This is a genomic window from Mixta gaviniae (genome assembly GCF_002953195.1).
Lineage (GTDB): Bacteria > Pseudomonadota > Gammaproteobacteria > Enterobacterales > Enterobacteriaceae > Mixta > Mixta gaviniae.
In genome coordinates, this window is sequence record NZ_CP026377.1 from 1513375 (window position 1) to 1526067 (window position 12693).

The following is a 12693-nucleotide window of genomic DNA, read 5'->3' on the forward strand; positions in this document are numbered from 1 at the left end:
ATGATGGGTCCGCATGTTCCCCTTGTTTTTTCAGCGATTATGACCCCGATACCCGCTTTAACTCACGCGCAACTTAACCGGCGCATCCTCTCGGTTATCGTCTTTACCTTTTTCTGTTACCTCTCGGTCGGCCTGCCGCTGGCGGTACTGCCCGGCTTTGTGCATCACCAGCTCGGCTACAGCGCCTTTATGGCGGGTATGATTATCAGCGTGCAATATTTCGCCACGCTGGTGAGCCGCCCGCAGTCGGGCAGGCTGGCGGACGCGCTCGGGCCAAAAAAAGTGGTGATGCTCGGTATGAGCTGCTGCGGCCTGAGCGGCGCGCTGACGGTACTGGCCGGGCTGGCGGTCGCCATCCCCTGGCTAAGCCTGAGCCTGCTGACGGCGGGGCGCCTCTTTTTGGGCGTCGGCGAGAGCTTCAGCAGCACCGGCGCCACCCTCTGGGGAATGAATATCGTCGGTCCGACGCAAACGGCGCGTGTGATCTCGTGGAACGGCGTGGCGACTTACCTGGCGATGGCGCTGGGCGCGCCGCTTGGCGTGGCATTGAATGCGCTGATGGGCGTGCATGGCTTCGCGACGCTGGTGGCGCTGATGGGCGTGGTCGGCTTCGCACTCGCCAGCGGCAAGCCGGCGGTCAGCGTCGCCGTCGGGGCGCGCATTCCGTTTCATCGCGTGGCGTCGAAAGTGTGGGCTTACGGGGTGGGACTGGGTCTGGGCACTATCGGCTTCGGCATGATCGCCACCTTTATCACCCTCTATTTCGCCAGCCGCGGATGGCAGGGCGCGGCTTTTGCCCTTAGCCTGTTCAGCATCGGCTTTGTGTTGATGCGTCTGAGCTTCAGCCGCACCATTACCCGCTACGGCGGGCTGCCCGTATCGGTCTGCTCATTTGCCCTGGAGTGTCTGGGGCTGTTGTTGATCTGGCAGGCAGATACGCCATGGCTGGTGGATGCGGGCGCGTTTTTAACCGGCGCGGGCTTCTCGCTGGTGTTCCCGGCACTGGGGGTCGAGGCGGTGAAGCAGGTCGAGGTGCAGAACCAGGGCGCCGCGCTCGGCACCTATTCAGCGTTTCTCGATCTGGCGCTCGGCCTGACCGGCCCGCTGGCGGGCCTGCTGATTAGCCGCGCGGGCATCAATGCCATCTGGCCCGCCGCCGCGCTGATGGTGCTGATGGCGCTGCTGCTGACGCTGCGTCTCTGGCTACAGGCGCGCTACAGGGCGATAAACAGCGCATAAAGCAGGGCGGAGAGCAGCGCGCAGACCGGCAGCGTCAGCAGCCACACCAGTCCCATGCGTTTCAGGGTACGAGGCTGCAGCGGGCTGCGGCTCGCCACCATGCTACCCGCTACGCCGCAGGTCAGCACCTGAGTGGTAGAGACCGGCAGGCCGAACTGTTCTGCCACGCCCAGCGTGGTCATGGCCACCAGCTCGCTGCTGGCGCCCTGTATCGGCGTCAGCGGCGCTTTACCGGTGCGCTCACCAATAGTGATGGCAATGCGCTGCCAGCCCGTCAGCGTGCCAAGCCCCAGCGCCAGCGCCACCACGATTTTTACCCACCACGGGATCACGCTGCTGGCGTGCTTAAGCTGCGCGGTCAGGCTGGCCAGTAGCGCGCGCTGGCTGCCGGAGAGCGGGTTCTCCTGCGCCAGCAGCCGCTGTAGCGCGTCGGCAGTCAGCGTCATACGCAGGCGCAGCGCCGCAGTTTCTGCCGGTGGTAGCTCGCTGAGCCGTTTTATCCCGCTCAGCTGCTGATGCAGGCTGGCGGTCATCGCCCCCAGCGCCGGTAACACGCCGTCGCGCGCTCCCTGCTGCTGGCGCGAATTATCCAGTATCGCCTGCGCCGACGTCAGTGAGAGGCCGGCGCGCTGCGGCAGCTGTGCCTGCGCCTGCGTCGTCAGCAGCGTCAGATCGGCCAGTTCGCGTTCCGGCATCGCGCGGTTGAGGGCGAAAGCGCCCGGCAGCGCGATCAACAGGATCACCATCATCAGCCCCATGCCTTTCTGACCATCGTTAGCGCCGTGAGCAAACGAAACGCCGCTGCTGGTCAGGATCAGCATACCGCGCAGCCAGAGCGGAGGGCGTTCCGCCGGCGCGCCGGATGCCGTGAGCGACAACGGCAGCAGTACCTTCATCAGCCGCAGCAGCAGGGCAGCGGCGAGAAAGCCCAGCAGCGGCGACAGCAGCAGCGCCCAGCCGGCCCAGCCCGCCTGACGCCAGTCGATGCCTGCCAGCGCCCCCTGACCGTTCAGCAGGCTGCTGGCGACGCCGACGCCGAGCATCGCGCCCAGCAGCGCATGGGAAGAGGACGAGGGGATCGCGAAATACCAGCTGGCGAGGTTCCAGACAATCGCCGCCAGCAGCAGCGCGTAAATCAGCGCGTAGCCGTGACGGCTATCCAGTGCGATCATCCCCTCCGCCGGCAGTAGTGACATCACGCCCCAGGCGACCACGCCGCTGGCCAGCAGCACGCCGAGCATATTGGCGATGGCGGAAATCAGCACCGCGCGGGCGGGAGAAAGCGTGCCGGTATAGATAACCGTGGTAACGGCGTTAGCGGTATCGTGCATGCCGTTAATAAATACAAAGCCCAGCGCCAGCAGCAGCGCGCCGCACAGCAGCAGGGCGGAAACAAACGGCGGGGCGCCACCGAAGGCGTCGCGTATGTCTGCAGAGAGCTGCGTCATCATCCAGCAGATGCCGGCCATCGACAGCAGCCCGACCAGCAGCAGAGAGACGCGCTGCCGTCTGCCGGAAGGCTGCGGATAGAGCGAGGGAAAGCGGGTTGTATAGCGCGCAAAAGCGCCGTGATCACTCATATCGCACCCTGAAATCGTGAAAGGCTGCAGTGGTGATACGCTTCTTATATGACAGGAGGATGACGGCGGCGCGCCGGTAATTGTGTCGCCGCGCGCAAAAAAAAGCGCCGCCGCAGGCGGAGTCCGCACTAATAAATCGACAGCGGGAAAATAAAACGGAAAAAATCTGGCGCGTATAAAATTAAATTACGCCAATGCATTATTTTCGGCATCTCTTTATCGGTTATTTAGCGGATGCGGTAAGTTGGGTCACTAATGAAACCGGGCGTGGCGATGAGCGCGCAGGGCACGGGATACGGCCAGCAATAAAAGCGCCGCCGGCGCAGGGCCGACGGCAACAGGCGTAATACTACAAAGAGATTTCCCTGGTGGAGGAAGCGTGCTGATACTATTTTTATTTTTAACTAAGGTGACGCGCTGATTATTAATAAAAGTGCTGCCGGCGTCAATCTATTATTTAACTAAATGCGCGACTTTTTATTTGTGCCAAAAATAAAAGAGTAGTTTGTTAATTATTATATTTTAATTAATTCCTTTATATATAAAATAATATAATTACAATTAATGTGTTTACGCCGACGCGCAAAGATTCGGAATTATCTTCTCTTTTCCTGCTGCCGGTTCGCTGCCAGACTTACTGCTTTGTCCGCCAGGGACGTCAGAATACCGCTTATGCTCTTTTTCACTTTTGCCAGGCTCAGCCGCAGCGCTGTCTGGCTGGCCGCGCTTTACTGCGGCGGCGCGGCGGGCGATACCGTCTGGCTGCACAATGGCGACCGCCTCAGCGGCACTGTGCGTTCGCTTAGCGATGGCAAGCTGGTTATGGATACCGACTGGGGCGGCACGCTATCGCTAAACTGGTCCGCCGTTAGCACGCTCAGCAGCCAGCACGCCATTACGCTGCGCAACAGCCAGACCGGGGAAAACTACAGCGTCAGGCTGGCGGCGGCCGAGCCGGGCTATCTGACGGTGCTGCGCGACCGCCGGGAGGAAGAGAAAGTCCCGGTGTCGCGCATCGACGAATTTATGAAAGCCAGGGTCAAAAGCGACCGCCTCAACTGGACCGGCAATATCGATGCCGGCGTCGATCTCAAACACGCCTCGACCCAGACACAGGACACGCGCTTCGCCTTTAACAGCAAGCTCAGCCAGGGGAAATGGCGTCATAACCTCGGCGCCACCTGGAACCGGGAAAAAGAGGATGCCAGCGTCAATACCAATAACTACAGCCTGCGCTATGCGCTGGACTATACCTTCCGCGAGCAGTTCTTCTGGCAGGGGCGCGCCAGCTACAAGCGCGACTGGGTAGAGGATCTCTCAGAGCAGGGGCTGATTGGCACCGGTCCCGGCTACCAGTTCTGGGACGACGAGCTGGGATCCTTTTCGCTGTCGCTGCTGGCGGGCGCCTTCAGCTATGGCTACAACGACGGCAGCGTCGACAGCCATTTCGGCGCCTCGCTGCGCTGGGATTATCAGCGCTACCTGCATGGCAAAACGCTTACCCTGTTCAGCCACGGCGAAGCGGGCCATTCACTTGATGAAGATGGCATATTTACGCTGGATGCGGAGATTGGGCTGCGTTATGCGCTGACCAGCTGGTCGACGTTGAATATCGGTTATGCGCGCGACTTCGTTAGCGGCACCCGCGATACCCTCAATGAACGACGCTTTACCACCGGGCTGGGAGTGAAATGGTAGGGCGAAAAAAAAGGGGCGATGCCGTGCATCGCCCCCGATTACAGCGGTGTGTCGATCAGGAGCCGCTGTTGCCGTTAACCACTGGCGCGGCAACGCCCTCAGGCTGCTGCGTCTGGTCCGGCGCCACGTTGCCGGCGCTCTGCGGCGCCACCGGCTGAACCGGCTGCGGCTGCACGATTTCCGGCTGCTGTGGCGTCGGCGCTTCTTCAGCAACGCCGTTGATTTTCACCGGCATACCTGAACGCGCTTTCAGCGCCTGGTCCACTACCGCCTGATTGACGCTGGCGTCGCTCATCACTTTGCTCACCGCCGGGGTCAGGGTAATCGGCACTGGCGCGCGCGATTTAAACTGCTCTTCGGTGGTGGAGAGTGGGTTGTGGATCTCGACATAGCGTGAACCGTCCGGCTCAACCGTCGCTTTCACCGGCTGGTCAATAAACTGTACGCGGGTGCCGACCGGCACATTGTCATACAGCCATTTGATATCGTCCGCGCGCAGACGCACGCAGCCGTGGCTCACGCGCAGGCCGATGCCGAAGTTGGCATTGGTGCCGTGAATGGCGTACAGACGGCCGATATAGAGCGCGTAGAGGCCCATCGGGTTATCCGGACCGGCAGGGAAAATTTCCGGCAGGGTTTCACCGCGCGCGGCGTACTCTTCATGCATCTTTTTGGTCGGCGTCCAGGTCGGACCCGCTTTCTTACGCTGAACGGTCGTCGTCCAGTTAATCGGCGTATCTTTGCCCAGCTCACCGATGCCGATAGGCAGCACCACAACGGTTTTGGTGCCTTTCGGGTAGTAATAGAGACGCATTTCCGCGCTGTTGATCACCACGCCTTCACGCGGCGCGTCAGGCAGAATGAGCTGCTGCGGAATGATCAGTTTTGAACCCGGCTGCGGCAGGTAAACATCAACGCCGGGGTTGGCTTCCAGCATATTGCTGAGGCCGATTTGGTACTGGGCAGCAAAGGCTTCCAGCGGAAGTTTACTGTTCTGCGGGATGGTGATTTCCAGGTTTTCTCCGGTCAGACGGCTGTTGGCCGGCGGCAGAGGATAAACCACAGCAAGCGCCTGCTGGCTGAATGCCACCAGTGCCACTGCCAGTGAAGCGATCGCGAAAAGGCTCTTTTTCATCTTATTTCAATAGTTTAGTGCCAATGTATGGCTTGTTAGAGAGTCAACCCAGGTGCGGCCAGTGTGACCGGCTGCACATTATATGTGCATAAGCGCTGATTGTGGAACCAGGATTTTTCCTTACGGCGACATATTTACTTAACTCTATGTCATCTATACCTATCTTGCCTCTTCCTGAGGCTTTTTTTGTCTCACGGCTGCCACTGCGGATCGTCGCCGTCCAGCTTGCGGTTAAGGAAAAAGGCGGCGCTAATTAAGGCCAGATGGCTGAGCGCCTGTGGAAAATTGCCCAGCGCGAAGCCATGGAAATCGAACTCCTCGGCGTAGAGGCCAAGTGGATTGGCGTAGCTCAGCAGCTTTTCAAATTCGAAGTGTGCCTCTTCCACCCGGCCGGCGCGCGCCAGACACTCCACATACCAGAACGAGCAGGCGACGAAAGAGCCTTCGCGGCCATTAAGGGCGTCGGCGGGCGTCTCTTCGCGATCGTAGCGCCAGACCATGCCGTCGCGCACCAGCTTCGCCTTGATGGCGTCCAGCGTCGCCAGCCAGTCAGGGTCAGTGGCGCCGACAAAGCGCACCAGCGGCATCAGCAGCATCGAGGCGTCGAGCGACGTGCCGTGGCGCGTCGAGGTAAAATGCCCCCGCTCGGCGTTCCAGAAGTTCTGCCAGATATCGTCACGAATAGCGCTGCGCGCCTTGTCCCACTGGGCGTAAGGCATCGGCAGCGAGCGTTTGATGCCGAGGCGTAGCGCGCGATCGAGCGCGACCCAACACATCAGGCGCGAATGAAGAAAATGCTGCGGCTCGCCGCGCATCTCCCAGATACCGGCGTCCGGCTCCTGCCAGTGTTCGCACAGATAATTAATGGTGCTGCAGACATTGCGCCAGCCGCGCTCGGAGATCGCCTCGCCATATTTGTTGGAGAGGTAAACCGCATCCATCAGTTCGCCGTAGATATCAAGCTGCGTCTGTCGCCAGGCGTCGTTGCCGATACGCACCGGTCGCGAATCGCCATAGCCCGCCAGGTGCGGCAGCTCGCTTTCATGCAGCTCGACGCCGCTGTCGAGGCGGTACATCACCTGCAGACGGTGGCGCTCATGATGGCTGTTCTCGACGCAGTGGCCAACCCAGTGGGTAAAGCGCTTCGCCTCTTCGACGTAGCCGAGGCGCATCAGCGCATAGACGCTGAACGAGGCGTCACGGATCCAGGAGGCGCGATAGTCCCAGTTGCGCTCGCCGCCCAGCTCCTCAGGCAGGCCGAAGGTGGCGGCGGCGGCGATGGAGCCATGCTGCCAGGAGGTAAGCAGCTTCAGCGCCAGCGAGGAGCGTTTGACCATCTCCTGCCAGCGTCCGCGCCAGTTGCTCTGACGGCACCAGCTGCGCCAGTAATGCAGCGTCTCCTGAAAGCAGATATCGGTATGCAGATTATCCAGCTTCTCATCCTGCGCGCAGCCGAAAATAAATTCGACATGTTCGCCGGTCCGCAGAGTAAAGCTGGCGACCGCCGCATGGCGATCGATCTGCAGCGGCACGGTGGCGGTCAGGCGCAGCGTCGGCTGGCCGTCGGCGCTGAACAGCGCCGCCTCATCCTGCAGGCGCGCTTTAGTGGTGGCGCGTGCATAGTCATGTACCGGGGCGCAGCGCATCGTGAAGCGCCCCTCGCCGCGCACCATCTTCAGCCGCCGGATAATGCGCGGCCTGGTATCGTCGCGTTCGCAGATCGGCATATAGTCGGTGATCTCCGCCACGCCCTCGGCGGCAAGCCAGCGCGTCTGCAGAATATTGGTGTCAGGCAGATAGAGCTGCTGCCGTCGGCACGCTTTCCAGTCCGGCGTCAAGCTGAAGACGCCCGCCTCGTCGCTGTCCAGCAGGGCGGTAAACACCGACGGGCTGTCGAGGTTGGGCCAGCAGAAATAGTCGATGGCGCCGTCGTCCGCCACCAGCGCGCAGGTGCGCAGATCGCCGATAACGCCGTGATTGTGGATAGGTCGTTTTAACTGAGCCATGCCGTTCCCCGATTGCGTTGCCTGAGCTTCTACTATAGACAAGCGTGCGCCAACGCGGCGGCGCGGACGGGGGCAGCGTCTATACTTGCTGTTTATTTCATCAGCGCAACAGAGGAGTAAGGCTATGCCGACAACGAAAGTCGCCGTGGTGACAGCATCAGATTCAGGCATTGGCAAAGCGAGCGCCATCATGCTGGCGGAGCAGGGGTATGATATTGGCATCACCTGGCGTTCCGACGAGCAGGGCGCGCAGGAGACCGCAGAGGCGGTGCGCAAGCTGGGACGCCGCGCCGAACAGGTTCAGCTCGATCTCTCCGACCCGCAGCAGGGCGGCAAAGCGCTGGAAAGCCTGATTGCGCAGCTGGGGCGCATCGATGCGCTGGTGAATAACGCCGGCACCAACGTCAAAGCTGATTTTCTGGATATCAAATTTGAGGACTGGCGCAAGGTGTTCACCGTCGATGTCGACGGCGCGCTGATCTGCAGCCAGATCGCCGCGCGACAGATGGTGAAGCAGGGCGAGGGCGGGCGCATCATCAATATCACCTCGGTGCATGAGCATACGCCGCTGCCGGGATCGGTCGCCTATACCGCTGCCAAACATGCGCTGGGCGGCCTGACCAAAGCGATGGCGCTTAGCCTGCTGCCGCACAATATTCTGGTGAACGCGGTCGCGCCGGGTGCCATCGCCACGCCGATGAACGATATGGAAAACGCCGACGCCCACCGCATTCCGCTGCCGCATGTGCCCGCCGGCCGCCCCGGCGATACGCGCGAGATCGCCAGCATGGTCGCCTGGCTCTGTTCGGCGTGGTCAAGCTATACCACCGGGCAGTCGTTTATCATCGACGGCGGCTTCATGCTCGCCAACCCGCAGTTCGCGGCGGCGCAGGCGGGGGAGGAGTAGCGCGCCCGGGGGAAGGTTCAGGCGTCAGGCGCAGCGCGCCCGGCGCTTTGCTGTGTCTGCTTTCTGAGGCGTGCGGTTGCCAGCTTTCTGGCGAGCGGTTTCTGACTTCGGTTTCTGACTTCGGTTTCCGGCTTCTGACCCGAACGGGCTGGCTTTCAGACTTCTGATTTCCCGGCTTCCCGTTTTGCTTTTCCGTTCCGCTTTCTTCCGCGCTATCATGCGCGGCAAAACAGAACAGGAAGCGTCTATGACCACGGAAACGCCGCTGCTGGCGGTGCGCGACGTCAGTTATCGGCTGGCGGAGAAAACTCTGCTGGCCCCTCTCTCATTTACCCTGCGCCCGCAGGAGTTTGCCTGGCTAACCGGCCCGTCCGGCAGCGGCAAAACCACTTTACTGAAAATCATCGCCTCGCTGCTGACGCCCACCAGCGGCAGCGTCACGCTGAATGGCAAAAGCAGCGACCAGCTGGGGCCGGAAGCCTGGCGTCGCCAGGTCTCCTACTGCTTTCAAACACCGCAGCTGTTCGGCGACACCGTTTACGACAACCTGGCCTTTCCCTGGCAGATCCGCCAACAGTCGCCGCAGCGGCAGGCGCTGCGCGATAGCCTGGCGCAGCTAAATCTGGCGCCCGATCTGCTGGATAAACCGATCGACGCGCTTTCCGGCGGCGAGCGGCAGCGGGTGGCGCTGCTGCGCAATCTGCAATTTCCGCCCGCGCTGCTGCTGCTGGATGAAGTCACCAGCGCGCTCGATGCGGAGAACAAGGCGCGGGTTAACGCGCTGATCCAACAGACGGCGCAGCGGCACGCCATGAGCGTGCTGTGGATCAGCCACGACGCGCAGGAGACCGCCGACGGCGCACGCATTATTACCCTCTCGTCCGATCGGGAGGCGGCGCAATGAATCACCCGACAATCGATAATACCTCGCTGGCGTTCGCTTGCCTGCTGGTGCTGGTGGCGCTGCTGGTCAGTCAGAAAGAGAAGCTGGGGCTGCATAAGGATATTTTATGGAGCGTGACGCGCGCCGTGGTGCAGCTGACCCTTGTCGGCTACGTGCTGCACGCGCTGTTCGATATCAGCAACCGCTGGCTGACGCTGCTGATGGTGCTGTTTATCTGCGTCAATGCGGCGCTGAACGCGCGCAAGCGCAGCCGGCGCATCGGCAACGCTTTCTGGATGTCGCTGGCGGCGATCGGCGTCAGCACCGGCATAACGCTGACCATTCTGGTGCTGAGCGGCGCTATCGCTTTTGTGCCGATGCAAGTGATCCCGATTTCCGGCATGATCGCCGGCAATGCGATGGTGGCGGTAGGCCTCTGCTATACCCAGCTGAACCAGCGTTTCGCCGATAACCGGCAGAAGGTGGAGGAGATGCTCAGCCTCGGCGCGCCGGTGAAGCGCGCCTCGGCGACGCTGGTGCGCGACAGCATTCGCGCCGCGCTGATCCCAACGGTAGACGCGGCGAAAACCGTCGGGCTGGTCAGCCTGCCGGGGATGATGTCAGGGCTGATTTTCGCCGGCATCGATCCGCTGCAGGCGATCAAATTTCAGATTATGGTGACCTTTATGCTGCTCAGCACCGCGGCGATCTCCACCATTATCGCCGCCTGGCTTGGCTATCGCCGCTTCTTCAATGCGCGTGCCCAGCTGCGCCTTTAGTCCTGATGGCGCCGGCTTGACCAGTGACGGAACGCCAGGCGCAGCAGCACCACGAACAGCGCCGCGCCTACCAGCCAGAGCAGGTGCTTAAGATGGTGATCGAGCCGGTGCAGCCACGGGGTGATCATCTCGCCGGCGAAATAGCCGAGCGTCACGAAGATGATCGCCCAGAGCAGGGCGCCGATAATATTGAAAATCAGAAACTTCAGCGGGCGCAGGCGGCTGGCACCGATGATGATCGGCCCGATGGTGCGGAAGCCATACATAAAGCGCACGCCGATAATAAACAGCACCGGGTGACGGCGGATCATGCTGTTGGCCCGCTTCAGTTTGCCCTGATGTTTTTTAAAACGGCGCAGAATGCGGGTGCCGAAGCGCCGCCCAATATAGAACAGCAGCTGATCGCCTAAAAAGCCGCCGAGCGCCACCGCCAGAACGACGCCGCTGTAGCGCAGCAGCTTCTCATGGGCGATCACGCCGCCCAGCAACGCGAAAGTTTCTCCCTCGGCAATACAGCCAATCACCACTGCCAGATAGCCATACTGCTCAATTAATTGGTTGATATCAAAATGCAAAATTCACCGTCCCTTTTTCCTTTAGCGTCAGGGTAAGTGTATACGGCGTTAACACCTCCATCACAAAAAAGCGCGGCGCATTGAAAAGGCATTTACCTGTTGATGAAAAAATGAACAGGCGAATTATACTTGAGGAAACGCCGCCGCGGGCGGTCAGCAAGTGGAGGGGCAAGCGATGAACCATGTCTGGGGTCTGCTGGCGCATCCCGATCGGGAAATGCGCGATATCAAACGGGAAAACGAAACCGTCTCCCATCATTATACGCACCATGTGCTGCTGATGGCGGCTATTCCGGTGATCTGCGCGCTGATCGGCACCACCCAGCTGGGCTGGCGGCTGGGCGCCGGACGCACCGTACCGCTCGATCTCTCTACCGGGCTGATGCTGGCAGTGCTGTTCTATCTGCTGATTTTAGGCGGGGTAGCGGTGATGGGGCGGGTGATCCACTGGATGGCGCGCGACTATCCGCAGCGTCCTGGCGTGCAGCGCTGTACGGTGTTTGCCGGCTATGTCGCCACGCCGCTGTTTCTCAGCGGCGTCGTGGCGCTCTATCCGCTGGTCTGGCTCTGCGTGCTGGTCGGGGCACTGGCGCTGCTCTATACCGGCTATCTGCTTTATGTCGGCATTCCCGAGCTGCTGAACATCGATCGCGAAGAGAGCCTGCGCTTCTCCGGCTCGACGCTGGCGATCGGCATTCTGCTGTTTGAGGTGCTGCTGGCGCTGACGGTGCTGCTGTGGGGCTACGGCTACCGGCTGGGCTGAAATGTCGCCGCCGTCGCCCTGCGGCGGCGGCTGTTTACGCCCGGAAACGAATCTTCGATAGGAATTTACTCAACCGCCAGCGTATTATGCTGCCTGCCAGCCCCCGCACATGCCTGTTTTCGCGGCGGCAGCCTGTGTTGCACACAGCGCGCAATCCTATTGGTAAGTTGTTAAACGATGCCCGCAAAATTTCGTTATTCGTTGTTGAGCCTGGCTTTTCTTTTTTCCGCGCAGGGCCTGACCGGCCAGGCGCTGGCCGCGTCGCCGTTAAGCACGCCCGCGCCGCTCTCGCAGCCGCAAATCGCCTCCGGCAGCGCGATGATCGTCGATCTGAACACCAACAAAGTGCTGTACGCCAGCCATCCTGACCGCGTCAGGCCGATCGCGTCCATCACCAAGCTGATGACGGCGATGGTGGTGCTGGATGCGCACCTGCCGATGGATGAGATGCTGAAAGTGGATATCAGCCACACGGCGGAGATGCGCGGCATCTTTTCCCGCGTGCGTCTGAACAGCGAAATCAGCCGCAAAAACATGCTGCTGCTGGCGCTGATGTCATCGGAAAACCGCGCCGCCGCCAGCCTGGCGCACCACTATCCGGGCGGCTACGACGCCTTTATCCGCGCGATGAATGCCAAAGCGCGCGCGCTGGGTATGACCAATACCCGCTACGTAGAGCCGACCGGCCTGTCGATCCATAACGTGTCGACCGCCCGCGACCTGACGAAGCTGCTGATCGCCAGCAAACGCTATCCGCTGCTCGGGCAGCTCAGCACCACCCATGAAGATATGGCGCGCTTCAGCAATCCCGACTACGTGCTGCCTTTCCGCAACACCAACCATCTGGTCTATAAACCGGACTGGCAGATCCAGCTGACCAAAACCGGCTTTACCAATCAGGCGGGCCACTGCCTGGTGATGCGTACGGTGATCAAACAGCGCCCGGTGGCGCTGGTGGTGCTGGACGCGTTCGGCAAATATACCCATTTCGCCGACGCCAAACGCCTGCGCGACTGGCTGGAGACCGGCAAATCCGCGCCGGTGCCGGCGGCGGCGCTGGCCTACCGAAAACAGAAATCGTCGCAGACCGCCAGCAACCGCAGCGCGGACGACAGCGCGGTGGAATAA

Annotated in this window: 11 protein-coding genes; 7 read left to right on the forward strand and 4 right to left on the reverse strand. The window is 61.1% G+C overall.

The genetic code is table 11. The features are described from left to right. Nucleotides 1-39: 39 nt before the first annotated feature. Complete coding sequence (locus tag C2E15_RS07045; RefSeq protein WP_104959103.1) at nucleotides 40-1239, forward strand: MFS transporter; 1200 nt, start codon at nucleotides 40-42, stop codon at nucleotides 1237-1239. Here C2E15_RS07045 and C2E15_RS07050 read toward each other — a convergent pair. After that, nucleotides 1215-2819, reverse strand: coding sequence for an inorganic phosphate transporter (locus C2E15_RS07050; protein ID WP_104956738.1), 1605 nt, complete (start codon nucleotides 2817-2819; stop codon nucleotides 1215-1217). The two genes, C2E15_RS07045 and C2E15_RS07050, sit on opposite strands and share 25 nt — an antisense overlap. Before the next feature lie 672 nt (nucleotides 2820-3491). Between C2E15_RS07050 and C2E15_RS07055 the strand changes: the two genes are divergently transcribed. Then, nucleotides 3492-4517 carry a DUF481 domain-containing protein gene (locus C2E15_RS07055; protein WP_104956739.1) on the forward strand — a complete coding sequence of 342 codons (1026 nt, stop codon included), beginning with the start codon at nucleotides 3492-3494 and terminating at the stop codon, nucleotides 4515-4517. Between the two features lie 55 nt (nucleotides 4518-4572). Here the strand turns inward: C2E15_RS07055 and C2E15_RS07060 are convergent, their stop codons facing one another. Then, the gene (locus C2E15_RS07060) at nucleotides 4573-5652 is read right to left on the reverse strand and encodes a L,D-transpeptidase family protein (protein ID WP_104956740.1); all 1080 of its coding nucleotides are present in this window, start codon (nucleotides 5650-5652) and stop codon (nucleotides 4573-4575) included. Between the two features lie 191 nt (nucleotides 5653-5843). Next, nucleotides 5844-7658, reverse strand: a complete 1815-nt coding sequence (locus C2E15_RS07065; protein ID WP_104956741.1) for a glycoside hydrolase family 15 protein — start codon at nucleotides 7656-7658, stop codon at nucleotides 5844-5846. Between the two features lie 124 nt (nucleotides 7659-7782). Between C2E15_RS07065 and C2E15_RS07070 the strand changes: the two genes are divergently transcribed. From C2E15_RS07070 to fetB, 3 genes are all read left to right on the forward strand, one after another. Continuing rightward, nucleotides 7783-8565, forward strand: coding sequence for an SDR family oxidoreductase (locus C2E15_RS07070; protein ID WP_104956742.1), 783 nt, complete (start codon nucleotides 7783-7785; stop codon nucleotides 8563-8565). Nucleotides 8566-8812: 247 nt separating this feature from the next. Next, complete coding sequence (gene fetA / locus C2E15_RS07075) at nucleotides 8813-9469, forward strand: iron efflux ABC transporter ATP-binding subunit FetA (RefSeq protein WP_104956743.1); 657 nt, start codon at nucleotides 8813-8815, stop codon at nucleotides 9467-9469. Further along, a complete protein-coding gene (gene fetB, locus C2E15_RS07080) occupies nucleotides 9466-10227 on the forward strand; it encodes an iron efflux ABC transporter permease subunit FetB (protein ID WP_104956744.1) in 762 nt (253 codons plus the stop codon). Before fetA ends, fetB begins: the two co-directional genes overlap by 4 nt. On the opposite strand, the gene C2E15_RS07085 is transcribed toward fetB, so the two are convergent. Continuing rightward, on the reverse strand, nucleotides 10224-10802 hold the full coding sequence (locus C2E15_RS07085; RefSeq protein ID WP_104956745.1) for a DedA family protein: 579 nt from the start codon (nucleotides 10800-10802) through the stop codon (nucleotides 10224-10226). The genes fetB and C2E15_RS07085 overlap by 4 nt on opposite strands. A gap of 175 nt (nucleotides 10803-10977) precedes the next feature. Between C2E15_RS07085 and C2E15_RS07090 the strand changes: the two genes are divergently transcribed. Both C2E15_RS07090 and pbpG read left to right on the forward strand, forming a co-directional pair. Next, nucleotides 10978-11565 carry a Yip1 family protein gene (locus C2E15_RS07090; protein ID WP_104956746.1) on the forward strand — a complete coding sequence of 196 codons (588 nt, stop codon included), beginning with the start codon at nucleotides 10978-10980 and terminating at the stop codon, nucleotides 11563-11565. A gap of 177 nt (nucleotides 11566-11742) precedes the next feature. Next, the gene (pbpG, locus tag C2E15_RS07095) at nucleotides 11743-12693 is read left to right on the forward strand and encodes a D-alanyl-D-alanine endopeptidase (protein ID WP_104956747.1); all 951 of its coding nucleotides are present in this window, start codon (nucleotides 11743-11745) and stop codon (nucleotides 12691-12693) included.